The sequence below is a fragment of the Pseudomonas sp. C8002 genome (genome assembly GCF_013385765.1).
Taxonomy (GTDB): Bacteria; Pseudomonadota; Gammaproteobacteria; order Pseudomonadales; family Pseudomonadaceae; genus Aquipseudomonas.
The window spans coordinates 17,330-38,642 of the sequence record NZ_JACAPJ010000029.1; the positions used below are offsets into that span (position 1 = coordinate 17,330).

General features: G+C 60.7%; 22 protein-coding genes. 10 read left to right on the forward strand and 12 right to left on the reverse strand.

Features of this window, described 5'->3' with window-relative positions; translation table 11 throughout:
* Positions 1 to 92 precede the first annotated feature (92 nt).
* From glnA to ntrC, 4 genes are all read left to right on the forward strand, one after another.
* On the forward strand, positions 93 to 1,499 hold the full coding sequence (gene glnA, locus HX814_RS25990; protein WP_003217999.1) for a glutamate--ammonia ligase: 1,407 nt from the start codon (positions 93 to 95) through the stop codon (positions 1,497 to 1,499).
* Positions 1,500 to 1,688: 189 nt separating this feature from the next.
* Complete coding sequence (locus HX814_RS25995; protein WP_177009267.1) at positions 1,689 to 2,225, forward strand: chorismate mutase; 537 nt, start codon at positions 1,689 to 1,691, stop codon at positions 2,223 to 2,225.
* A 391-nt stretch (positions 2,226 to 2,616) separates the two neighbouring features.
* A complete protein-coding gene (gene glnL / locus HX814_RS26000) occupies positions 2,617 to 3,702 on the forward strand; it encodes a nitrogen regulation protein NR(II) (RefSeq protein WP_003218001.1) in 1,086 nt (361 codons plus the stop codon).
* Positions 3,699 to 5,135, forward strand: coding sequence for a nitrogen regulation protein NR(I) (ntrC, locus tag HX814_RS26005; RefSeq protein ID WP_003218003.1), 1,437 nt, complete (start codon positions 3,699 to 3,701; stop codon positions 5,133 to 5,135). Before glnL ends, ntrC begins: the two co-directional genes overlap by 4 nt.
* 624 nt (positions 5,136 to 5,759) lie before the next feature.
* Here ntrC and HX814_RS26010 read toward each other — a convergent pair.
* Complete coding sequence (locus tag HX814_RS26010; protein WP_003218005.1) at positions 5,760 to 6,200, reverse strand: hypothetical protein; 441 nt, start codon at positions 6,198 to 6,200, stop codon at positions 5,760 to 5,762.
* Here HX814_RS26010 and HX814_RS26015 point away from each other — a divergent pair.
* Entirely contained in the window at positions 6,199 to 6,654 is a 456-nt protein-coding gene (locus HX814_RS26015) for a tRNA (cytidine(34)-2'-O)-methyltransferase (RefSeq protein ID WP_003218007.1), read from the forward strand. The two genes, HX814_RS26010 and HX814_RS26015, sit on opposite strands and share 2 nt — an antisense overlap.
* Positions 6,655 to 6,786: 132 nt before the next feature.
* Here HX814_RS26015 and secB read toward each other — a convergent pair whose 3' ends face one another.
* The 3 genes from secB to HX814_RS26030 are packed head-to-tail and all read right to left on the reverse strand — an operon-like array spanning position 6,787 to position 7,984.
* On the reverse strand, positions 6,787 to 7,272 hold the full coding sequence (secB, locus tag HX814_RS26020) for a protein-export chaperone SecB (protein ID WP_003218009.1): 486 nt from the start codon (positions 7,270 to 7,272) through the stop codon (positions 6,787 to 6,789).
* Positions 7,273 to 7,314: 42 nt separating this feature from the next.
* Positions 7,315 to 7,569 carry a glutaredoxin 3 gene (gene grxC / locus HX814_RS26025; protein ID WP_003218011.1) on the reverse strand — a complete coding sequence of 85 codons (255 nt, stop codon included), beginning with the start codon at positions 7,567 to 7,569 and terminating at the stop codon, positions 7,315 to 7,317.
* Position 7,570: 1 nt separating this feature from the next.
* A complete protein-coding gene (locus HX814_RS26030; RefSeq protein ID WP_003218014.1) occupies positions 7,571 to 7,984 on the reverse strand; it encodes a rhodanese-like domain-containing protein in 414 nt (137 codons plus the stop codon).
* 151 nt (positions 7,985 to 8,135) lie between these two features.
* On the opposite strand from HX814_RS26030, the gene gpmI reads away from it, so the two are divergent.
* On the forward strand, positions 8,136 to 9,662 hold the full coding sequence (gene gpmI, locus HX814_RS26035) for a 2,3-bisphosphoglycerate-independent phosphoglycerate mutase (RefSeq protein ID WP_003218015.1): 1,527 nt from the start codon (positions 8,136 to 8,138) through the stop codon (positions 9,660 to 9,662).
* Between the two features lie 217 nt (positions 9,663 to 9,879).
* Here the strand turns inward: gpmI and HX814_RS26040 are convergent, their stop codons facing one another.
* On the reverse strand, positions 9,880 to 10,392 hold the full coding sequence (locus tag HX814_RS26040; protein WP_177009268.1) for a PBECR2 nuclease fold domain-containing protein: 513 nt from the start codon (positions 10,390 to 10,392) through the stop codon (positions 9,880 to 9,882).
* A 296-nt stretch (positions 10,393 to 10,688) separates the two neighbouring features.
* Here HX814_RS26040 and HX814_RS26045 point away from each other — a divergent pair, with 296 nt between their 5' ends.
* The 4 genes from HX814_RS26045 (at position 10,689) to HX814_RS26060 (ending at position 15,495) form a co-directional block, all read left to right on the forward strand.
* Complete coding sequence (locus HX814_RS26045) at positions 10,689 to 11,993, forward strand: murein hydrolase activator EnvC (protein ID WP_003218021.1); 1,305 nt, start codon at positions 10,689 to 10,691, stop codon at positions 11,991 to 11,993.
* Positions 11,994 to 12,024: 31 nt separating this feature from the next.
* Positions 12,025 to 13,332 (forward strand): S41 family peptidase, encoded by a 1,308-nt coding sequence (locus tag HX814_RS26050; protein WP_003218023.1) that lies wholly within the window; start codon positions 12,025 to 12,027, stop codon positions 13,330 to 13,332.
* A 1-nt stretch (position 13,333) separates the two neighbouring features.
* Positions 13,334 to 14,116, forward strand: coding sequence for a divergent polysaccharide deacetylase family protein (locus HX814_RS26055; RefSeq protein ID WP_177009269.1), 783 nt, complete (start codon positions 13,334 to 13,336; stop codon positions 14,114 to 14,116).
* A gap of 74 nt (positions 14,117 to 14,190) precedes the next feature.
* The gene (locus HX814_RS26060; RefSeq protein WP_177009270.1) at positions 14,191 to 15,495 is read left to right on the forward strand and encodes a Vps62-related protein; all 1,305 of its coding nucleotides are present in this window, start codon (positions 14,191 to 14,193) and stop codon (positions 15,493 to 15,495) included.
* On the opposite strand, the gene HX814_RS26065 is transcribed toward HX814_RS26060, so the two are convergent.
* The 7 genes from HX814_RS26065 to HX814_RS26095 all read right to left on the reverse strand — a co-directional run bounded on the left by HX814_RS26065 (position 15,448) and on the right by HX814_RS26095 (position 21,236).
* Positions 15,448 to 16,206, reverse strand: coding sequence for an ABC transporter substrate-binding protein (locus tag HX814_RS26065; RefSeq protein WP_003218028.1), 759 nt, complete (start codon positions 16,204 to 16,206; stop codon positions 15,448 to 15,450). The two genes, HX814_RS26060 and HX814_RS26065, sit on opposite strands and share 48 nt — an antisense overlap.
* Positions 16,207 to 16,272: 66 nt before the next feature.
* Positions 16,273 to 17,043, reverse strand: coding sequence for an imidazole glycerol phosphate synthase subunit HisF (gene hisF / locus HX814_RS26070; RefSeq protein WP_003218030.1), 771 nt, complete (start codon positions 17,041 to 17,043; stop codon positions 16,273 to 16,275).
* Positions 17,044 to 17,052: 9 nt separating this feature from the next.
* Positions 17,053 to 17,790 (reverse strand): 1-(5-phosphoribosyl)-5-[(5-phosphoribosylamino)methylideneamino]imidazole-4-carboxamide isomerase, encoded by a 738-nt coding sequence (gene hisA / locus HX814_RS26075; RefSeq protein WP_008435688.1) that lies wholly within the window; start codon positions 17,788 to 17,790, stop codon positions 17,053 to 17,055.
* Between the two features lie 39 nt (positions 17,791 to 17,829).
* Positions 17,830 to 18,087, reverse strand: a complete 258-nt coding sequence (locus tag HX814_RS26080) for a DUF2164 domain-containing protein (protein ID WP_003218033.1) — start codon at positions 18,085 to 18,087, stop codon at positions 17,830 to 17,832.
* A complete protein-coding gene (gene hisH, locus HX814_RS26085; protein ID WP_003218034.1) occupies positions 18,087 to 18,725 on the reverse strand; it encodes an imidazole glycerol phosphate synthase subunit HisH in 639 nt (212 codons plus the stop codon). The genes HX814_RS26080 and hisH overlap by 1 nt, the downstream gene beginning before the upstream one ends.
* Positions 18,725 to 19,318: an imidazoleglycerol-phosphate dehydratase HisB gene (gene hisB / locus HX814_RS26090; RefSeq protein ID WP_003218037.1), complete on the reverse strand. Its 594-nt coding sequence runs from the start codon at positions 19,316 to 19,318 to the stop codon at positions 18,725 to 18,727. The genes hisH and hisB overlap by 1 nt, the downstream gene beginning before the upstream one ends.
* Before the next feature lie 256 nt (positions 19,319 to 19,574).
* Positions 19,575 to 21,236, reverse strand: a complete 1,662-nt coding sequence (locus HX814_RS26095) for an OFA family MFS transporter (RefSeq protein WP_003218039.1) — start codon at positions 21,234 to 21,236, stop codon at positions 19,575 to 19,577.
* Positions 21,237 to 21,313 lie beyond the last annotated feature (77 nt).

Here is a 21,313-nt window from a genome sequence, read left to right on the forward strand (position 1 = left end):
GGCAGGTTGCCTTGGTCGAGTATTCGCGCCGGCATCACCCACATTCTAAGGGCTACTCCACTACCCCAGCCCGAAGCCACCCGGAGGACACTATGTCGAAGTCGGTTCAACTCATCAAAGATCATGACGTCAAATGGATTGATCTGCGCTTCACGGACACCAAAGGCACTCAGCACCACGTGACCATGCCGGCTCGCGACGCGCTGGATGACGCCTTCTTCGAAGAAGGCAAAATGTTCGACGGTTCCTCCATTGCCGGCTGGAAAGGCATCGAAGCGTCCGACATGATCCTGATGCCGGACGACAGCACTGCCGTACTCGACCCGTTCACCGAAGACCCAACCTTGATCATCGTCTGCGACGTGATCGAGCCTTCGACCATGCAGGGCTACGACCGTGACCCACGTGCGATCGCCAAGCGTGCCGAGGAATACCTGAAGTCGACCGGTATCGGCGACACCGTATTCGTAGGCCCGGAACCAGAATTCTTCATCTTTGATTCGGTCAAGTTCAAGTCCGACATCTCTGGCTCCATGTTCAAGATCTTCTCCGAACAAGGTTCGTGGATGTCCGACCAGGACGTGGAAGGCGGCAACAAAGGCCACCGTCCAGGTATCAAAGGCGGCTACTTCCCGGTTCCTCCGTTCGACCACGACCACGAAATCCGTACCTCCATGTGCAACGCCATGGAAGAGATGGGCCTGGTCATCGAAGTTCACCACCACGAAGTGGCGACTGCCGGCCAGAACGAAATCGGCGTGAAGTTCAACACCCTGGTTGCCAAGGCTGACGAAGTTCAGACCCTGAAGTACTGCGTACACAACGTGGCTGATGCCTACGGCCGTACCGCTACCTTCATGCCTAAGCCTCTGTACGGCGATAACGGTTCGGGTATGCACGTTCACCTGTCCATCGCCAAAGAAGGCAAGAACACCTTCGCTGGCGAAGGTTATGCCGGCCTGTCCGACACTGCCCTGTACTTCATCGGCGGTATCATCAAGCACGGTAAGGCCCTGAACGGCTTCACCAACCCATCGACCAACTCCTACAAGCGTCTGGTTCCAGGTTTCGAAGCTCCGGTAATGCTCGCCTACTCGGCTCGCAACCGTTCTGCTTCGATCCGTATTCCTTACGTGTCCAGCCCTCGCGCTCGCCGTATCGAAGCCCGCTTCCCGGATCCGGCAGCCAACCCGTACCTGGCCTTCGCTGCCCTGGTCATGGCCGGCCTGGACGGTATCCAGAACAAGATCCACCCAGGCGACGCCGCCGACAAAAACTTGTACGACCTGCCGCCTGAAGAGGCCAAAGAGATCCCACAAGTGTGCGGCAGCCTGAAAGAAGCCCTGGAAGAGCTGGACAAGGGCCGTGCGTTCCTGACCAAAGGCGGCGTGTTCAGCGACGACTTTATCGATGCCTACATCGCCCTGAAAAGCGAAGAAGAAATCAAGGTCCGCACCTTCGTACACCCACTGGAATACGAGCTGTACTACAGCTGCTGATCCGGTAGCGCTGCTTAACGTGGCGTGATGAAAAAGGCCTCCTTCGGGAGGTCTTTTTTTTGCCCGCAAAACCCTGTGGGAGCGGGCTTTCCCGCGAAAAATTCAAAGGCACCGCATTTCTTCAATACTTACGCGTTATCGTTAACGACCTTCGCGAGCAAGCTCGCTCCTACAGAAGAGGGATCTGCCTTGAAACTCAAAACTGGGTTCATCTTGCTGGCCATCAGCGCCAATGTATTCGCAGCACCACCCACTCTCGCCCCGCTGCTCGACAGCATTGCCGAACGCCTGGCGATTGCCGACCAGGTGGCCCTGAGCAAATGGGACAGCCACAAGCCCGTCGAAGACCGCCCACGGGAGCAGGACGTGATCGCCAGCGTCGTCGCCCAGGCGCCGAGCTACAAACTGGCACCGGCACAGGCCGAGCAGTTTTTCTCGGCCCAGATCGAGGCGAACAAACTGGTGCAGTACGCCCACCTTTCCGACTGGCAGCTGCAAGGCAAGGCGCCGAATGACCCACGCCCGGATCTGGTCGGCCAGATCCGCCCTAAACTGGACCTGCTGCAAAAACGCCTGCTGCAACAGCTGGCGGACTTCACCCCGGAGCGCACCAACCCGCAATGCCCGCAATGGCTGGCCCAGGCCAATCACGCACCTGCCAAAGACTCGCTGCAGCAGCTGGCAATGATCCGCGCCACTGCCGAGCTGTGTATCTATAAAATCTAAAATTGCGAACCCCATCAAAATGTGGGAGCGGGCTTGCTCGCGATGGCGGTGTGTCAGTTGATATATGCATGACTGACACGCCGCCTTCGCGAGCAAGCCCGCTCCCACAATTTAGATCCGACCCATTCAGCCAATCAGTCGCTGCCACCAGCTTCCTGAACAGACTTTTCAAAACCGCACTATATTGGTGCGATACGCTGCACCCTTCCCACTTACGCAACCCATTTTGGTTCGAAACTTCCCGTCCAAGCTGGCAGAACGCCACAGTTTCGCGCCTTAAGCCCCCATTTCAGGGCTTTAACGCTTCTTTTCGGAGCTTTGGTTTGGTTTTTGCATTTTCCTTGTATCAGCGTGTGCCTCAAGCCCGCGCCTTGCTCCAAAAGAGGTCCTAATGACCATCAGCGACGCACTGCACCGCCTGTTACTCGACAACCTGACCACCGCGACCATTCTGCTCAATGACGAACTGCGCCTTGAGTACATGAACCCGGCGGCGGAGATGCTGCTGGCCATCAGCGGGCAGCGCAGCCATGGGCAATTCATCAGTGAGCTGTTTACTGAGTCGGCCGAGGCCTTGAGCTCGTTGCGCCAGGCCGTGGAGCAGGCGCACCCGTTCACCAAGCGCGAAGCGATGCTCACCGCCCTCACCGGCCAGACCCTCACCGTCGACTACGCGGTTACACCGATCCTCAGCCACGGCGCCACCTTGTTGCTGCTGGAGGTGCATCCCCGGGATCGCCTGCTGCGCATCACCAAGGAAGAGGCGCAGCTGTCCAAGCAGGAAACCAGCAAGATGCTGGTGCGCGGCTTGGCCCATGAGATCAAGAACCCCCTGGGCGGGATTCGCGGTGCCGCACAGCTGCTGGCCCGCGAGCTGCCGGACGAAAACCTCAAGGACTACACCAACGTCATCATCGAGGAAGCCGACCGCCTGCGTAACCTGGTAGACCGCATGCTCGGCTCCAACAAGCTGCCGTCTCTGGCAATGACCAACGTGCACGAAGTGCTGGAGCGGGTTTGCCAGTTGGTGGAGGCCGAAAGCCAGGGCTGCATCACCTTGGTGCGCGACTACGACCCGAGCATTCCCGACGTATTGATCGACCGCGAGCAGATGATCCAGGCGGTGCTCAATATCGTGCGCAACGCCATGCAGGCCATCAGCAGCCAGAACGAGCTGCGCCTGGGGCGCATCAGCCTGCGCACCCGTGCCCTGCGCCAGTTCACCATTGGCCACGTGCGCCATCGCCTGGTGACCAAGGTCGAGATCATCGACAACGGCCCCGGCATCCCTGCAGAACTGCAGGAAACCATCTTTTTCCCAATGGTCAGCGGCCGCCCGGACGGTACCGGGCTCGGCCTGGCCATTACCCAGAACATCATCAGCCAGCACCAGGGTTTGATCGAATGTGAGAGCCATCCCGGTCACACCACCTTCTCGATCTTTCTGCCACTGGAACAAGGAGCCCCATCGACATGAGCCGTAGTGAAACTGTCTGGATCGTCGATGACGACCGTTCTATCCGCTGGGTCCTGGAGAAAGCCTTGCAACAGGAAGGCATGACCACCCAGAGCTTCGACAGCGCCGACGGGGTGATGAGCCGCCTGGCTCGCCAGCAGCCCGACGTGATCATCTCCGACATCCGCATGCCCGGCGCCAGCGGCCTGGACTTGCTGGCGCGGATTCGCGAGCAGCACCCTCGCCTGCCGGTGATCATCATGACCGCGCACTCGGACCTGGACAGCGCTGTCGCGTCCTATCAGGGCGGCGCCTTTGAATACCTGCCAAAACCGTTCGACGTGGACGAAGCGGTGGCGCTGGTAAAACGCGCCAACCAGCACGCCCAGGAACAGCAGAACCAGGAAGCCCCGCCGGCCCTGACCCGTACCCCGGAAATCATCGGCGAAGCGCCGGCGATGCAGGAAGTGTTTCGCGCCATCGGGCGCTTGAGCCACTCCAACATCACCGTGCTGATCAATGGCGAGTCGGGTACCGGTAAAGAGCTGGTGGCCCACGCCCTGCACCGTCACAGCCCACGGGCGGCGTCGCCGTTCATTGCGCTGAACATGGCGGCGATTCCGAAGGACTTGATGGAATCGGAACTGTTCGGCCATGAAAAAGGCGCGTTCACCGGTGCGGCCAACCTGCGCCGTGGCCGTTTTGAACAGGCCGACGGCGGCACGCTGTTCCTCGATGAAATCGGCGACATGCCGGCCGACACCCAGACGCGCTTGCTGCGGGTCCTGGCCGACGGCGAGTTTTATCGGGTAGGCGGGCACACGCCGGTCAAGGTCGACGTACGTATCATCGCGGCGACGCACCAGAACCTGGAAACCCTGGTGCACGCCGGGAAATTCCGTGAAGACTTGTTCCACCGCCTGAACGTGATCCGCATCCACATCCCACGGATGTCGGACCGTCGCGAGGACATCCCGACCCTGGCCCGTCACTTCCTCAGCCGCGCCGCCCAGGAGCTGGCCGTCGAGCCGAAGCTGCTGAAAAGCGAGACCGAGGAATACCTGAAGAACCTGCCATGGCCGGGCAACGTGCGTCAGCTGGAGAACACCTGCCGCTGGATCACGGTGATGGCTTCGGGGCGCGAAGTGCATATCAGCGACCTGCCGCCTGAGCTGCTGAGCCTGCCGCAGGATTCGGCACCGGTGACCAACTGGGAGCAGGCGCTGCGCCAATGGGCCGACCAGGCCCTGGCACGTGGCCAGTCGAACCTGCTGGACAGCGCTGTGCCGGCTTTCGAGCGGATCATGATCGAAACCGCCCTCAAGCATACTGCTGGACGTCGTCGCGACGCCGCCGTGCTGCTGGGCTGGGGCCGCAATACGCTGACACGCAAGATCAAGGAGCTGGGGATGAAGGTTGACGGTGGGGATGATGATGAGGGCGATGAAGGCTGATTGATCCCTCAAGTACACCGAAGATCCAGTGTGGGAGCGGGCTCGCTCGCGAAGGCGATGGTTCAGTCAACATACGTATCGACTGACGCGCCGCCTTCGCGAGCAAGCCCGCTCCCACATTTGGATCTCCACAAGGTTTCAGCACTGTGCACCGCTTCAATGCACCACGAACCGGCATCGCGCACTTATCCAACGCCTGAAACCCATGCCTTGTTAAGAAAATATTAAAACCCAAAAAAGCCAAAGCCCCGTATTCCGGGGCTTTGCGCTTTCTGAAGAAATTTTTTGGCGCCACTTCGCAATTCTGGCACGCGCCCTGCAATAACCCTGTTACTACCCAGTTTCGGGGACCTTGGTACAGGCAGGCCGAGAATCCCCTCTTTAACACCCGGGGTGCTTGATGCGGATCGCGTCGCGCCCCACACCCGTTTCGGGAACCTCGGTACAGGCAGGCCGGGGATTCCCTCTTTAACACCGAAGCCTTTGGCTTCACCCCGTTTTGGGAGCCCTGGTACAGGCAGGCCGGGAACTCCCTTCTTTACACCCGGGGCTTATGAGGCAACGCGCCCATAGCCCCAGCCCGTTTTGGGAACCTTGGTACAGGCAGGCCGGGGATTCCCTCTTTTATTGCTCCTGGAGATGGATCTCCACCCGCCAGCGTCCATCGGCCTTCTCTCCCGACCACTCCCCGCGCAACGGCCGAGCCGCCACCAGGTTCAGCAGCAAGCCGCCATCGGTCTTGCGTACGCGCCAGTTCACATCCTTGTCATTGACCTTCAATTGGCCGCCCTGGGCCTTGCCAAGCGCATCGAACAGCAGCGCCACGGTGCCGTCGATATGCTCGCCGTGCAGCTTGGGTTCGCTGTTGAACCACACCACCAGGCCATCGGCGGCGGGCTCTACCTGCTGCAGCTCAACCGGGTCTGGCGTGGTCAGCCGGCCGATCATCAGGCCTACCATCAAGCCGACAATCGCCAACGAGCCTAAAACCCGTGGCAATAGCTTCGGCCTGGGGTCTTCTTCAGGGGTAGAATGCAGCGCATCTTTGCCTTCGGAGCCGTGCATGTTTCACGTCATCCTTTTTCAACCAGAAATTCCGCCGAATACCGGCAACGTTATCAGGCTGTGCGCCAACAGTGGCTGCCACCTGCATTTGATCGAGCCCTTGGGTTTCGACATGGACGACAAGCGCCTGCGCCGCGCCGGGCTGGACTACCACGAGTACGCCACCCTGCAACGCCACGCCGACCTTGCCAGCTGCCTGGAAAGCCTGAACCACCCACGGTTGTTCGCGTTTACCACCAAGGGTTCGCGGCCGTTCCATGATGCCAGCTTTGCCGAAGGCGACGCCTTCCTGTTCGGCCCGGAAAGCCGGGGCTTGCCGGCAGACGTGCTGGACGCCCTGCCAGACGGCCACCGCCTGCGCCTGCCGATGCGCGAAGGCTGCCGCAGCCTGAACCTGTCCAATACCGTGGCCGTCGCGGTTTACGAAGGTTGGCGGCAACTGGGGTTCAAGTAACACTGCATAACGAATGTGGGAGCGGGCTTGCTCGCGAAAGCGGAGTGCCAGTCAACGAAGATATCGACTGAAGTACCGCATTCGCGAGCAAGCCCGCTCCCACATTGGATCGGCGTCGTTGCTCAGAACAGCTTACTGAACCGTTGGCGAGCCTTCCTGTTGCATGCGCTGCAGCTCTTGCGCATACAGGGCATCGAAGTTCACTGGAGCCAGCATCAGCGCCGGGAACGAGCCACGGGTGACCAGACTGTCCAGGGTCTCACGGGCATACGGGAACAGGATGTTCGGGCAGAACGCGCCAAGGGTGTGACTCATGGACGCTTCGTCCAGGCCCTGGATCAGGAAGATACCGGCCTGTTGCACTTCAGCAATGAAGGCCACTTCTTCGCCGTTCTTGACGGTGACCGACAGGGTCAGCACGACCTCGTGGAAGTCACCTTCCAGTGCCTTCTGACGGGTGTTCAGGTCCAGCGCAACGCTCGGGGTCCATTCCTGACGGAAGATGGCCGGGCTTTTCGGCGCTTCGAACGACAAGTCACGCACGTAAATACGCTGCAGGGAAAATTGTGGGCCTTGAGCTTCTTCTGCTGCCGCTTCGGTGTTCTGTTGGTCAGTCATCGCAGATCCTTCGTGATCTTGGGGTCTTTTAGGGGTTAGGAGTCAGACGTGAAGCAGCGCATCCAGTTTACCGGCGCGCTCGAGTGCGAACAGGTCATCGCAACCACCGACATGCTTGTCACCGATCCAGATCTGCGGCACGGACGTGCGTCCCGCTTTCTTGGTCATCTCGGCGCGCACCTGGGGCTTGCCATCAACCTTGATCTCTTCGAAGACAACGCCCTTTTTCACAAGCAGGGCCTTGGCCCGCATGCAATAAGGGCAATAATCGCTGGAATAAACGACAACCTGGCTCATATCACTTCACCAGCGGCAGGTTATCGCCACGCCAGCTGGAAATACCACCCGACAGTTTGGCGGCGTTGAAGCCGGTTTTCAGCATCTCGCGGGCGTGGGTGCCGGAGTGCTGGCCCTGGGCGTCGACCAGGATAATGGTCTTGGCCTTGTGCTTTTCCAGCTCGGCCAGGCGCGAAATCAGTTTGTCCTGGGGAATGTTCAGCGCGCCGACAATGTGACCGGCGGCGAAATCCTTGGCGGGACGAATGTCCACCACTACGGCCTCATCCTTGTTGACCAGGGCGGTCAGCTCGGACGTGCTGAGGCTGCGGCCACCGCGGCTCAATTCGTGAGCGATCAGCAGCGCCAGCAGTACGACGAACGCACCAGCGAGCAAATAGTGGGTAGTGGCAAATGCAATCAGGTGATCAACCATCAAGGAGGTTCCAGGGCGTTAAAATGGCGGTAAGTATACACAGCCGTCATGGTCGGCCAACCCCCGTAAAGCGGTGACGTGGTCGGAACTTCGCTTTAAACTGCCACTCCCTTTTCTATTCCCTTCATTCATTACCGCCGCGAGAGGATCTATGACTACTACGCCTAAACCTTTGGTCCTGATAATTCTCGATGGCTTCGGACACAGTGAAAGCCACCACGACAACGCCGTGTACTCGGCCAGCAAGCCAGTACTGGACCGTCTGAGCGCTACCGTTCCGAACGGCCTGATCTCGGGCTCGGGCATGGATGTTGGCCTGCCGGACGGCCAAATGGGCAACTCGGAAGTCGGCCATATGAATCTCGGTGCCGGACGAGTGGTCTATCAAGACTTCACCCGCGTGACCAAAGCGATCCGCGACGGTGAGTTTTTCGAGAACCCAAACATCTGCGCGGCAGTGGATAAAGCGGTCAAGGCCGGCAAGGCCGTGCACTTCATGGGCCTGCTGTCGGACGGCGGCGTCCACAGCCACCAGGACCACCTGATCGCCATGGCCGAACTGGCCTTCAAGCGCGGCGCCGAGAAGATCTACCTGCACGCGTTCCTCGACGGCCGCGACACCCCGCCGAAAAGTGCCCAGTCCTCCATCGAACTGCTGGACGAAACCTTCAAGACCCTCGGCAAAGGCCGCATCGCCAGCCTGGTTGGCCGCTACTTCGCCATGGACCGCGACAACCGCTGGGACCGCGTGGCACAGGCCTACAACCTGATCGTCGACGGCCAGGCCGAATTCAACGCCGCCACCGCCCAGGAAGGCCTGGAGGCCGCCTACGCCCGTGGCGAGAGTGACGAGTTCGTCAAGGCCACCACCATCGGCGAACCGGTCAAGGTCGAAGATGGCGACGCCGTGGTGTTCATGAACTTCCGCGCCGACCGTGCCCGCGAGCTGAGCCACGTATTCGTCGATGCCGGCTTCAAGGACTTCGAGCGCGCCCGCCAGCCGAAAGTCGAATTCGTGATGCTGACCCAATACGCCGCCAACATCCCGGCCCCGTCGGCATTCGCCCCGGGCAGCCTGGAAAACGTGCTGGGGGATTACCTGGCGAAAAACGGCAAGACCCAACTGCGCATTGCCGAAACCGAGAAATACGCCCACGTGACCTTCTTCTTCTCCGGCGGTCGTGAAGAACCGTTCCCGGGTGAAGAACGCATCCTGATTCCGTCGCCGAAAGTCGCCACCTACGACCTGCAGCCGGAGATGAGTGCCCCGGAAGTCACGGACAAGATCGTCGACGCTATCGAACACCAGCGCTACGACGTGATCGTGGTCAACTACGCCAACGGTGACATGGTGGGCCACAGCGGCAACCTGGAAGCGGCGGTAAAAGCCGTGGAATGCCTGGACCTGTGCGTCGGCCGCATCGTCGACGCGCTGGAAAAGGTGGGCGGCGAAGCGCTGATCACCGCTGACCACGGCAACTGCGAGCAAATGTCCGACGAATCCACCGGACAGGCCCACACCGCCCACACCACCGAGCCGGTGCCATTCATCTACGTCGGCAAACGTGACTTTAAAGTACGTGATGGCGGCGTGCTTGCCGACGTGGCACCGACCATGTTGATGCTGATGGGGCTGGAGAAGCCGAAAGAGATGACTGGCACTTCGATTCTGGTCTGACACAGTTCAGGGGTTGCTCAAAACAGGCAGCCCGTCAATAATGGACTCGAGCGCGAAACCAGTTGCCTCCAGCGGCGATAACTGGCGTAGGAACCCCGCAGATGGCTGGATATCCGCGTAGGGTGAGACCTCCACACCCCTGCTTGAGGGTGTGTATATGAATATCAAGCAAGCACTACTTAGGGCAGTTCGAAAGAGCTGCCCTTTTCTTTGGGCGTCACAAAAGCTCGTAACGCTTGTAGAGCAACTCACCATGACGATGCTTGTTCAAGGCCTTGGCGTCTGTCTGCATGAAGCTCCACAGCACATTGCCAGCCTGAATATTGACCACCACCAGCATCTGCCTCCTGGATTCATAAGCCCCAATGAATGCTAAACGGGCGGAGCAATCGCTATAAGCAACACGCCATATTTCCAGAGGCCCAGTCAATGTGTCCAAGGCGAACCTGACATAACGCTCTCTGGCGTCCTGCCGCTTTTCAACAATATGCTGCAGACAACTGCGCCTGATCGCTATTTGCCCCAAAGGCGAGTCAACTTCCACTTCCGAACAGCTCGAATGGGCAATGCCAAAATGCATTGCGACTATATCGATGGCCGCTGCGACATCGTTGCCGGCGGCCACTTCCTCAAGTGGACGCGCTCGCAAAGCCCGATCCAGACTACGAAGGTCGGGAAGCCCATAATCAAGCCACGTTTGCTGGCCTTTTGACTCGTGAATACAAGGCATTACTGACTATGCCGACCGTCGGATTAACAGGGCCGAAGAGTCTATTCCGAGCGCAAATGCACCGTCAGGGCGGAGCATTTCAAGGCATTTCGCGAAGCACACAAAACAACTGCAGAAGCACGACACGACGCTCTCTACCGCTCGTCGCCTTCAAAGGGCTATGGGACTTGCCCACAATTGCTTGCAGAATGCGGCCACTGGGCACCTAACTTGCCTGCCAAGCCGAATTGGGCGTTTTTTTTGCAGCGCTTGGCGGGCATACTAGGCCGTCCCTTTCCCTGGTGTCGCCCGCCTCTATGCTTCGCGCCTTGATTACCCTTGCTCTTGTCTGCCTGCTCCAACCGGCGTTTGCCGATGAGCGCGCACAAACCCAACAACAGTTGGACGCTACGCGTCAGGACATTACCGAGCTGAAGAAGCTGCTCGGCAAGCTCCAGGAAGAGAAGTCCGGCGTGCAGAAAGACCTGCGCGGCACGGAAACCGAGATGGGCAAGCTGGAGAAGCAGGTCCAGGAGCTGCAAAAAGAACTAAAGAAGAGCGAGTCGGAACTGGAGCGACTCGACGCTGAGAAAAAAAAACTCCAGAGCGCCCGCGTTGAACAGCAACGCCTGATCGCGATCCAGGCCCGCGCCGCTTACCAGAACGGCCGCCAGGAATACCTCAAGCTGCTGCTCAACCAGCAGAACCCGGAAAAATTCGCCCGCACCCTTACCTATTACGACTACCTGAGCAAGGCCCGCCTGGAGCAACTGAAAAGCTTCAACGAGACCCTGCGCCAGTTGGCCAACGTCGAGCAGGAAATCGCCAACCAGCAGTCGCAGTTGCTCGACCAGAAAACCGCCCTCGACAGCCAGCGCGACGAGCTGGACAAGGTCCGCAAGGAGCGCCAGCAGGCGCTGGCCAAGCTGAATGACGACGTGAAAGCCCGTGACGCCAAGCTCCAGGCCCGCGAGCAAGACCAGGCCGACCTCGGCAAAGTCCTGAAAACCATCGAGGAAACCCTGGCGCGCCAGGCCCGTGAGGCAGAGCAGGCGCGACAAAAAGCGCTGCTTGCCCAGCAGGAAGCCGAAAAAAAGCGCGAGCGTGAAGCCGCCGAGGCAGTCGCCAGCGCCACTACCGACGCCCCGGCCCCGCGTAAACCGGCGCGTGCAGCGCCTGGCCCGCTGGTTTCCAGCGCCGGCGAATCCTTCGGCGGACCTTTTGCTTCAGCTCGGGGCAAACTTCCATGGCCAGTTGATGGTCGATTACTGGCACGCTTTGGTGAAACCCGTGGCGATGACACCCGCGCCAAGTGGGACGGTGTGATGATCAGTGCCGGTGCCGGCACCCAGGTCCACGCTATCCACGGCGGCCGCGTGGTATTCGCCGATTGGCTGCGTGGTGCAGGTTTGCTGGTGATTCTTGACCACGGTAATGGCTATTTGAGCCTTTACGGCCACAATCAAACTTTGCTTAAAGCGGCAGGTGATGTTGTAAAAGCTGGTGAATCCATCTCCACTGTCGGTAACAGTGGTGGCCAGGACACCCCGGCGCTGTACTTCGCTATTCGTCAGCAGGGCCGCCCGAGCGACCCGGCACAATGGTGCCGTACCCAAGGATAAGGGTCGCATCTACATTAGGAGTTCGTTCGACATGCTGCATTTGTCCCGCCTCACATCGCTGGCCCTGACGATCGCTCTGGTGATCGGCGCGCCTTTGGCATTCGCCGACCAGACCGCCCAGTCGGCCACGGCCGCGACCACCAAGGCCCCGCTGCCGCTGGACGAGTTGCGCACCTTTGCCGAGGTCATGGACCGGATCAAGGCCGCTTATGTCGAACCTGTGGACGACAAGACCCTGCTGGAAAATGCCATCAAGGGCATGCTCAGCAACCTTGACCCGCACTCCGCCTACCTGGGCCCGGAAGATTTCGCCGAGCTGCAGGAGAGCACCAGTGGTGAATTCGGTGGCCTGGGCATTGAAGTCGGCGCCGACGACGGCAACATCAAGGTCGTTTCGCCGATCGATGACACCCCTGCGTCCAAGGCCGGCATCCAGGCCGGTGACTTTATCGTCAAGATCAACGGCCAGCCGACCCGCGGCCAGACCATGACCGAAGCCGTCGACAAGATGCGCGGCAAGATCGGCCAGAAAATCACCCTGACCCTGGTGCGCGACGGCGGCACGCCGTTCGACGTGACCCTGACCCGCGCCACCATCACGGTCAAGAGCGTGAAGAGCCAGCTGCTGGAGTCGGGCTACGGCTATATCCGTATCACCCAGTTCCAGGTCAAGACCGGCGACGAAGTGGCCAAGGCCCTCGCCAAGCTGCGCAAAGACAACGGCAAGAAACTCAGCGGCATCGTGCTCGACCTGCGCAACAACCCGGGCGGCGTGTTGCAGGCCGCGGTGGAAGTGGTCGACCACTTCATCACCAAGGGCCTGATCGTCTACACCAAGGGCCGTATCGCCAACTCCGAGCTGCGCTTCTCGGCCACCGGCAACGACCTCAGCGAAGGCGTGCCGATGGTTGTGCTGATCAACGGCGGCAGCGCCTCGGCTTCGGAAATCGTCGCCGGCGCCCTGCAAGACCAGAAACGCGGCGTGCTGATGGGCACCACCAGCTTCGGCAAAGGCTCGGTGCAAACCGTGCTGCCGCTGAACAACGAGCGTGCCTTGAAGATCACCACGGCGCTGTACTACACGCCGAACGGTCGCTCGATCCAGGCCCAGGGCATCGTGCCGGACATCGAAGTGCGCAAGGCCAAGATCACCAACGAAGCCGACAGCGAGTTCTACAAGGAAGCGGACCTGCAAGGCCACCTGGGCAATGGCAACGGCGGCGCCGACCAGCCGACCGGCAGCGGCTCGAAAGCCAAGCCGATGCCGCAGGACGACGATTATCAGTTGGCCCAGGCGCTGAGCCTGCTCAAGGGCCTGAGCATTACGCGCAGCCGTTGATATGCGCCGTGGACTGATCATCGCTTTGCTGTGCTGTCTGGCGGGTGTCGCCCAAGGCAACCCCGCCAGTGCAGCCCCCGCTGAACACAAAGCCTACCTGACCCTGATCATCGACGACCTGGGGCAAAACCTGCCCCGGGATCGTCGTGTGCTCGCCCTGCCCGGCCCGGTGACCACGGCGATCATGCCCGACACACCCCACGCCTCCGAATTCGCCCGCGAAGCCCACAAGGCCGGCAAGATCGTCATCCTGCACATGCCCATGGACCCGGCCACCGGCCCGTTCGCCTGGCACCCCGACCTGCCCATCGAAGAGCTCGGCAAACGCCTGGACGCAGCCTTCAAGGCCGTGCCCTACACCGCCGGCATCAACAACCACATGGGCAGTCGCATGACCGCCCAGCCGGAGGCCATGGCCTGGTTGATGGGTGAGCTGCAACGACGCCACAAGTTCTTCGTCGACAGCCGCACCAGCGCTAAAACCGTCGCCGCCGCCGAGGCGCAAAAGATTGGCCTGGCCAGCGTCTCGCGGGATGTGTTCCTCGACGACGAACGCACCGAAGCGGCCATCACCACCCAGCTGCAGACCGCGATCAAGCTGGCCCACAAACAGGGGTCGGCGGTGATGATCGGCCACCCTTATCCACAGACCCTGGCGGTACTCGAACGTGAGCTGCCCAAGCTCAAGGCCCAGGGCGTCGAGTGGATCGACATCAAGTTGATGATCAGCCTGCGCAGCAACCAGGCCATGGCCGGCCACGGAAAAAACGGCACTTACCGCTAGTGCTATATAGCTACCGCGCCTGACCGAGCGGACTCTTCGATAGTGGATCTTCGTATCCACTGGAGAGTCTGTAGATGAACTCACTGCAATACAAAGACCTGCTGATCAACTTCACCACCGAGTTCGTTCCTGTATGGAACGACAAAGGCACTCGCGCCGAGAAACCCGTGACCTTCTGGCGCCCGAGCACATCCTCCGACGCGCTGGGCAACTTCGTCCCGCTGGGTGATGTGGCGGTGGCGGGTTACCACAACATCAATCAACTGAACATCGTCGCGGTTGTCAGCGAAGTTGACCGGGAGAATGGCACCGCCTTGCGGCCCCCCGTCGACTTCGAGAGAGTCTGGGAACACTCGGGACCAAGGGCACGCGCCAATTTCTCAATCTGGCGGCCCACCGCTCCAGAAGGTTATGTGGCGATGGGGCTGGTCTGTGGCCTCGGTAACGACAAACCACCACGCAATACCATCCGCTGTGTCAGAGAAGACCTGGTGACTCAGGCCTATGTCGACCAGTTGATCTGGAGCGACCAAGGCAGCGGCGCCCACCGGGACTTCAGCGCCTGGGGTGTCTCCCCGTCGCAAGCAGCTCCTGGCCAAGCCTACCTGGCACCGGGCACCTTTACCGGCGCCGAGGGCTATGCCAAGCCAACCAGGCAACGCCCGGTGCACGCCCTGCGGCTGGACCTTGCGCTTCATTCCGAAGATTTGCCGCCACTTTCACCCGAAATGGCACCAGGACGCACGATGCCGGAGCAGGTAACAGAGGGCATTCATGTGTGCGAACTGCCCTGGTTTACCGTGAACGACCCGACCCTGACGCCCCTGGAAAAACTGCAAACGTGCCCGGTATATCGGTTGAAAAGAATCGACCAGTACAGCTTGGTGGCCAGCGGTCAAAACACCACGCCAGCAAGCCAAACCTTCAGTTGGGTATTCGCAAAAGGAGAGATCAGTGACTTCTCCTTGGGCCTGCGCTCCTTGACCGGCGTCGATATAAAGGCTGCCTGGGCACCCCGGCATCCGTTGAGTATCAGTGCCAACCTCAATCGCGACTTCACGCATACGGGCTTGACCGCACAAGGCTGGGAACGGGAGGGCGTGGCGGATGTGATGGCTTACATCCCGGCGAATAAATCCATCGCTGCCTACCTGGTCAAAAGCCGATACGAGCTATTGCGGGCTGACGGCAGCCAGCTCGGGCCAACCCTGACCTATGCCAGCGGAGATAACGTCTACTTCAGCGAGCTGCTGCAACCTGAAGCGGCGGTTACTGCTGTTGAGGAGCCAGAGGAAGTACCAGCAGCGGTGCCCGAGCCCACAGAAAACAACCTAGAGATAACGCCCCATGATTTCATCGACGACACCCTCCTGCCGTAACTGATCGAGGGCCGCCTGGAGTTTCGCCACTACGTCATCCGGCACGTTTTTGTTCAGCGCCAGGTACAGCTCCGCGCTGTTGAAACGCAACACAGTCTTGAGCCCGGTCACCCCGACCTGGCGTGCCAGATAACGGCCCGCCGGGTCCCCGGTGGCCCACAGGTCGATCTGGCCATCCACCAGCTTTTTCGCGTTGTCCTGATCCCGCAACACGATCACCGGCTTGAGCCCCTGCTTCTCCAGGCTCTCGGCGATGGCGTCGCCCTTGTAGGCGCCGATCTTGTAGCGCCGCGCCTGCTCAAGGTCGCTCAGCTGGATCTTGCTGTCAGCCTTGGCCAGCAGCACCCAATCGTCCGGGCCGATGGGGCCGACCCATTTGAACAGCGCCTCACGGTCCGGCAAGCGCGCCATCACGAACACGCCGTAACCGGGTTTTTCCAGGGCGAGTTTGTAGATCCGGTCCCAAGGGAACCGCAGGGTCAGGTTGTAGGAAATACCGGCACGCTGGAACGTCTCGCGGACGATGTCCACGGCAATGCCTTCGATGTTCTCTTCCTTGGCGAAGTTCTTGCCGTTTTTCGCCATGTTGTACGGCGGGAAGTTTTCCGTCAGCAACACCAGGGAAGCGCCGTCGGACGGTTCATCAGCGTAAGCCGAACCCGTCAGCAGAACGGTGGTACTGGCGAGGGCGAGCAGCAGGTCTTTGAACATGAAAGTTACCGGAATCCATGGCAAGCCCAGAGAGTGCCGCGAGCCTGCCATGGTGTCCAGTGACGTTTAGCGTACGACGATACCGCGCGCCGCCATGTAGGCCTTGGCCTCAGGCACGGTGTATTCGCCAAAGTGGAAAATACTCGCCGCCAGCACTGCGCTGGCGTGGCCTTCGATCACGCCGTCGGCCAGGTGCTGCAGGTTGCCGACGCCGCCGGAAGCAATCACCGGGATGCCCAGTGCGTCGCTGATGGCGCGGGTCACGCCCAGGTCGAAGCCGTTTTTCATGCCGTCCTGGTCCATGCTGGTCAGCAGGATTTCACCGGCACCCAGGGCTTCCATCTTCATCGCCCACTGCACGGCATCCAGCCCGGTCGGCTTGCGCCCGCCGTGGGTGAAGATCTCCCAGCGCGGGGTTTCGCCCGGGCCGGAGACTTTCTTGGCGTCGATGGCAACCACGATGCATTGCGAACCGAAGTGCTGTGCGGCTTCGCCGACAAATTCCGGGTTGAACACCGCGGCGGTGTTGATCGAAACCTTGTCCGCGCCGGCATTCAGCAAGTTGCGAATGTCCTGCACGGTGCGCACTCCACCGCCCACGGTCAGCGGGATAAACACCTGGCTGGCCATGCGCTCCACGGTATGCAGCGTGGTGTCGCGACCATCGACGCTGGCGGTGATGTCGAGAAAGGTAATCTCGTCGGCACCCTGTTCGTCGTAGCGACGGGCGATCTCCACCGGGTCGCCGGCGTCACGGATGTTCTCGAACTTGACGCCCTTGACCACGCGACCGTTGTCGACGTCCAGGCAAGGGATGATGCGTTTGGCCAGCGCCATGGTCAGTCCTCAGCCGTTGTAGGCGTCGCAGTAAGCCTGGGCTTCAGCGACGTCCAGGGTGCCTTCATAGATCGCCCGGCCGGTGATCGCGCCGATGATCCCCGGCGCCTTCGCGTCCAGCAGCGACTTGATGTCGCCCAGGTTGTGGATACCGCCGGAAGCGATCACCGGGATCCTGGTGGCGGCGGCCAGCGCAGCGGTGAACGGTACGTTGCAGCCCTGCATCATGCCGTCTTTGGCGATGTCGGTATAAACGATGGCGGAGACGCCGTCGGCTTCAAACTGCTTGGCGAGGTCGATCACCTGGACGGTACTGATCTCGGCCCAGCCGTCGGTGGCGACGAAACCGTCCTTGGCGTCCAGGCCCACGATCACTTTGCCGGGGAACGCACGGCAGGCTTCGGCGACGAAGGCCGGGTCTTTCACGGCCTTGGTGCCGATGATCACGTAGCTCACGCCCGCTTTCACGTAGTGCTCGATGGTTTCCAGGGAGCGGATACCGCCGCCGATCTGGATCGGCAGGTTCGGGTAGCGCTTGGCGATCGCCGTGACGACTTCACCGTTGACCGGCTGGCCTTCGAACGCACCGTTCAAGTCCACCAGATGCAGACGACGGCAACCGCCTTCCACCCACTTGGCAGCCATGCTCACCGGGTCATCGGAGAACACCGTGGAATCTTCCATGCGGCCCTGGCGCAGACGTACGCAGGCGCCGTCCTTGAGATCGATAGCGGGAATAATCAGCATCTGGCAAACCTTATTCGATATTCAGCGTTGCTCGGGAAATCAGGGTTTCTCGAGCGCCCACAAGTCGCTTTCGATGCTTTCGAACCTCTCTTTAAGGTGCGTCTGCACATCGAAAATCGCCCTGTTGTAATAGTGCGGAGCAATTTCAGTGGTGAACAGTTCGAGGATTTCTGCAACCTCGAACGAGCCGAGCTTGAGCTCGAAGCGGTCTTCCATGAAACGCTTGATCTTGTCGGTGGCCTCACTCTCCTGCTGGGGAGTGAGGTTCAAGATCGGCGGCTTGACCTTCTTGGCCATTACCAGCGCCCGTCCCACGCGGCGAAGTTCTGCAGCAATTGCAGGCCATGGGTATGGCTCTTCTCCGGGTGGAATTGCACGGCAAAGCGCGAACCGTCGGCCAGGGCCGCGGCGAAGTCGACGCCATAGTGCCCGCCACCCACCACCTGGCGCGGGTTACCGGCGGCGATGTAATAGCTGTGTACGAAATAGAAACGCGCCAGGTCCGGCACTTCGTGCCACAGCGGGTGATCCACGGTCTGGCGCACTTCGTTCCAGCCCATGTGTGGCACCTTCAGGTGCTCGCCGTCTTCGTGCAGGTCCTTGCCGAAAAACTTCACCTGGCCCGGAAACAGACCGATGCAGTCGACGCCGTCGTTCTCTTCACTGCTGTCGAGCAAGGCTTGCATGCCCACGCAGATGCCGAGGAACGGCCGGTCCTGGCTGACTTCACGCACCAGGCTGTCGAAGCCCAGGCGGCGAATCTCGGCCATGCAGTCGCGAATCGCGCCAACCCCCGGGAACACTACCCGGTCGGCTTCGCGAATCACGTCGGCATCGCTGGTGATCAGCACCTTGCCGGCACCTACGTGCTCGAGGGCCTTGGCCACCGAGTGCAGGTTACCCATGCCGTAGTCGATAACCGCGACCGTCTGCATTACAGGACGCCCTTGGTCGACGGCATTTGCCCGGCCATGCGGTCATCCAGCTCCACGGCCATGCGCAGGGCACGGCCGAAAGCCTTGAACACGGTCTCGATCTGGTGGTGGGTGTTGGTGCCACGCAGGTTGTCGATGTGCAGGCTGACCAGGGCGTGGTTGACGAAACCCTGGAAGAATTCCTGGAACAGGTCGACGTCGAAGCCGCCCACGGTGGCGCGGGTGTACGGCACGTGCATCTGCAGGCCCGGGCGGCCGGAGAAGTCGATGACCACACGCGACAGCGCTTCATCCAGCGGGACATAGGCGTGACCGTAGCGACGGATGCCTTTCTTGTCGCCGATGGCTTTGGCAAATGCCTGGCCCAACGTGATACCGACGTCTTCCACCGTGTGGTGGTCGTCGATATGCAGGTCGCCCTTGCTGACGATATCCAGGTCGATCAGCCCGTGACGGGCGATCTGGTCCAGCATGTGCTCAAGAAAAGGTACACCGATATCAAATCGGGCCTTTCCGGTGCCATCCAGGTTGATCGAGGCTTTGATCTGGGTTTCCAGAGTGTCGCGCTCGACGGACGCCTTACGTTCGGCCATCACCAGCTCCGCAAAATCATTGGGCGAAAAAGGCAGCCATTATAGGGGCGCGGGCGCTAAACAGAAACATCGGAGGGGATAAGACTGATGGAGTGTCGGGGATAGACATGTCAGTACAAGTGTGGGAGCAGCTTTGTGTGTGAGCGGGCTTGCTCGCGAAGGCGGTGGGTCAGCCAATACATGTGCTGACTGATCCATCGCATTCGCGAGCAAGCCCGCTCCCACACAAGCCCGCTCCCACAAGGGTTACGCGGTGTTAGTGGAACAGTACCGCAGTTTTCTGCAGGGTGACCCACACGCCCCACGCCAACGGAATGCCCACCGCCAGCCAGGCGGCAACCGCCAATGGCACGCTGCCGGAGGAGGCTTTCCACTCCAGCACGGTGCTGGAATCGGCGCCCTTGTCATGGCCCAGCGCCTGCTCGGCAGCCAGTTCGGCGTCGGTCATGAAGTACTTGTCTGCCACCGGCCGTACCAGCAGGTTGCAGATAAAGCCCAGCACCAGCAGGCCGGCGAGGATGTACAAGGTGATGTCGTAGGCGGCAGCGCGTTCAACGCCGATGCTCAACTGATACTCACGCAGGTAGTTCACCAGCACCGGGCCCAACACGCCCGCCGCTGCCCATGCGGTCAGCAGACGACCGTGGATCGCGCCCACCATTTGCGTACCGAACAGGTCCGCCAGGTAAGCCGGCACCGTCGCAAAGCCACCGCCGTACATCGACAGGATGATGCAGAACGCCGCCACGAACAGCGCGACGTTGCCCAGGTGACCCAGGTTCGGGATCAACGCGTACAGGGCAAAGCCCAATGCGAAGAACACGAAGTAGGTGTTTTTACGGCCAAGGTAGTCGGAGAACGATGCCCAGAAGAACCGGCCACCGATGTTGAACAGGCTCAACAGACCGGTAAAGCCGGCTGCGATGGCCGCGATGGAAGCCAGTTGGCCGGCATCCAGTTGGCCAAATGCCAGGCCGTTACCCAGCAACTTGCCGCCGAACACTTCCTGCAGCAGCGGCGAAGCCATGCCGAGGATGCCGATGCCGGCAGACACGTTCAGGCACAGCACCAGCCACACCAGGCGGAATTGCGGGGTTTTCCAGGCCACGTTCACGTGCACGTGACGGTGGGTGATCATCGCATTGCTGGCTTTTTTCGCCGGGGCAGTCCAGCCCTCAGGCTTCCAGCCGGTCGGCGGAACGCGATAGGACAAGGCGCCGCCGATCATGAACACGAAGTAGATCACGGCCATGACCACGAAGCTCTGCCACACGCCAACGCTGGTCGGCGAGGCAAAGTGGCCCATCAAGGCGGCTGCCAGCGGGGCACCCACCATCGCGCCGCCGCCGAAGCCCATGATCGCCATGCCGGTGGCCATGCCGCGCTTGTCCGGGAACCACTTGATCAGGGTCGAGACCGGCGAGATATAGCCCAGGCCCAGGCCGATACCACCAATGACCCCGGAGCCGATCCACATCAGCCAGATCTGGTGGGTATAGATCCCCAGCGCGGAGATCAGCAGGCCGCCACACCAGCACAAGGCCGAAACGACACCAGCCTTGCGTGGCCCGGCGTGTTCCAGCCAGCCGCCCCAGATCGCCGCAGAGCAGCCGAGGAAGATGAAGAACAGGGTGTAGATCCAGCCCAGCATGGAGATGGGCCAGTCGCATTGCGACGAGAAGACCTGGCTGATGAAGCTCATGTCCGGCGCGCAAGCGACCGGTGCGGTGATCCCCAGCGCCTTGGACAACGGCAGCCAGAACACCGAAAAACCGTAGGCCATGCCGATACACAGGTGGATCGCCAGGGCGGCCGGTGGTACCAGCCAACGGTTGAACCCGGGCTTGGCGATAATGCGTTCCTTGGACAGGAACGCAGGCTGTGCAGCAGTATTACCCGCCGCAGTGCTAGTGCTCATTGATGTTTCCCCCAGTTATTAGTATGTGTCCGTCGGGCGCTCTCTCCCTCGGCCTTACACGCAAGGCGTGGCCGTTT

Excerpts from the sequence above, each read along its gene's own strand:
- glnA (WP_003217999.1), top strand. The coding sequence starts at position 93 with ATGTCGAAGTCGGTTCAACTCATCAAAGATCATGACGTCAAATGGATT.
- glnL (WP_003218001.1), top strand. The coding sequence starts at position 2,617 with ATGACCATCAGCGACGCACTGCACCGCCTGTTACTCGACAACCTGACC.
- ntrC (WP_003218003.1), top strand. The coding sequence starts at position 3,699 with ATGAGCCGTAGTGAAACTGTCTGGATCGTCGATGACGACCGTTCTATC.
- HX814_RS26015 (WP_003218007.1), top strand. The coding sequence starts at position 6,199 with ATGTTTCACGTCATCCTTTTTCAACCAGAAATTCCGCCGAATACCGGC.
- HX814_RS26010 (WP_003218005.1), bottom strand. The coding sequence starts at position 6,200 with ATGCACGGCTCCGAAGGCAAAGATGCGCTGCATTCTACCCCTGAAGAA.
- secB (WP_003218009.1), bottom strand. The coding sequence starts at position 7,272 with ATGACTGACCAACAGAACACCGAAGCGGCAGCAGAAGAAGCTCAAGGC.
- grxC (WP_003218011.1), bottom strand. The coding sequence starts at position 7,569 with ATGAGCCAGGTTGTCGTTTATTCCAGCGATTATTGCCCTTATTGCATG.
- HX814_RS26030 (WP_003218014.1), bottom strand. The coding sequence starts at position 7,984 with ATGGTTGATCACCTGATTGCATTTGCCACTACCCACTATTTGCTCGCT.
- gpmI (WP_003218015.1), top strand. The coding sequence starts at position 8,136 with ATGACTACTACGCCTAAACCTTTGGTCCTGATAATTCTCGATGGCTTC.
- HX814_RS26040 (WP_177009268.1), bottom strand. The coding sequence starts at position 10,392 with ATGCCTTGTATTCACGAGTCAAAAGGCCAGCAAACGTGGCTTGATTAT.
- HX814_RS26045 (WP_003218021.1), top strand. The coding sequence starts at position 10,689 with ATGCTTCGCGCCTTGATTACCCTTGCTCTTGTCTGCCTGCTCCAACCG.
- HX814_RS26050 (WP_003218023.1), top strand. The coding sequence starts at position 12,025 with ATGCTGCATTTGTCCCGCCTCACATCGCTGGCCCTGACGATCGCTCTG.
- HX814_RS26055 (WP_177009269.1), top strand. The coding sequence starts at position 13,334 with ATGCGCCGTGGACTGATCATCGCTTTGCTGTGCTGTCTGGCGGGTGTC.
- HX814_RS26060 (WP_177009270.1), top strand. The coding sequence starts at position 14,191 with ATGAACTCACTGCAATACAAAGACCTGCTGATCAACTTCACCACCGAG.
- HX814_RS26065 (WP_003218028.1), bottom strand. The coding sequence starts at position 16,206 with ATGTTCAAAGACCTGCTGCTCGCCCTCGCCAGTACCACCGTTCTGCTG.
- hisF (WP_003218030.1), bottom strand. The coding sequence starts at position 17,043 with ATGGCGCTGGCCAAACGCATCATCCCTTGCCTGGACGTCGACAACGGT.
- hisA (WP_008435688.1), bottom strand. The coding sequence starts at position 17,790 with ATGCTGATTATTCCCGCTATCGATCTCAAGGACGGCGCCTGCGTACGT.
- HX814_RS26080 (WP_003218033.1), bottom strand. The coding sequence starts at position 18,087 with ATGGCCAAGAAGGTCAAGCCGCCGATCTTGAACCTCACTCCCCAGCAG.
- hisH (WP_003218034.1), bottom strand. The coding sequence starts at position 18,725 with ATGCAGACGGTCGCGGTTATCGACTACGGCATGGGTAACCTGCACTCG.
- hisB (WP_003218037.1), bottom strand. The coding sequence starts at position 19,318 with ATGGCCGAACGTAAGGCGTCCGTCGAGCGCGACACTCTGGAAACCCAG.
- HX814_RS26095 (WP_003218039.1), bottom strand. The coding sequence starts at position 21,236 with ATGAGCACTAGCACTGCGGCGGGTAATACTGCTGCACAGCCTGCGTTC.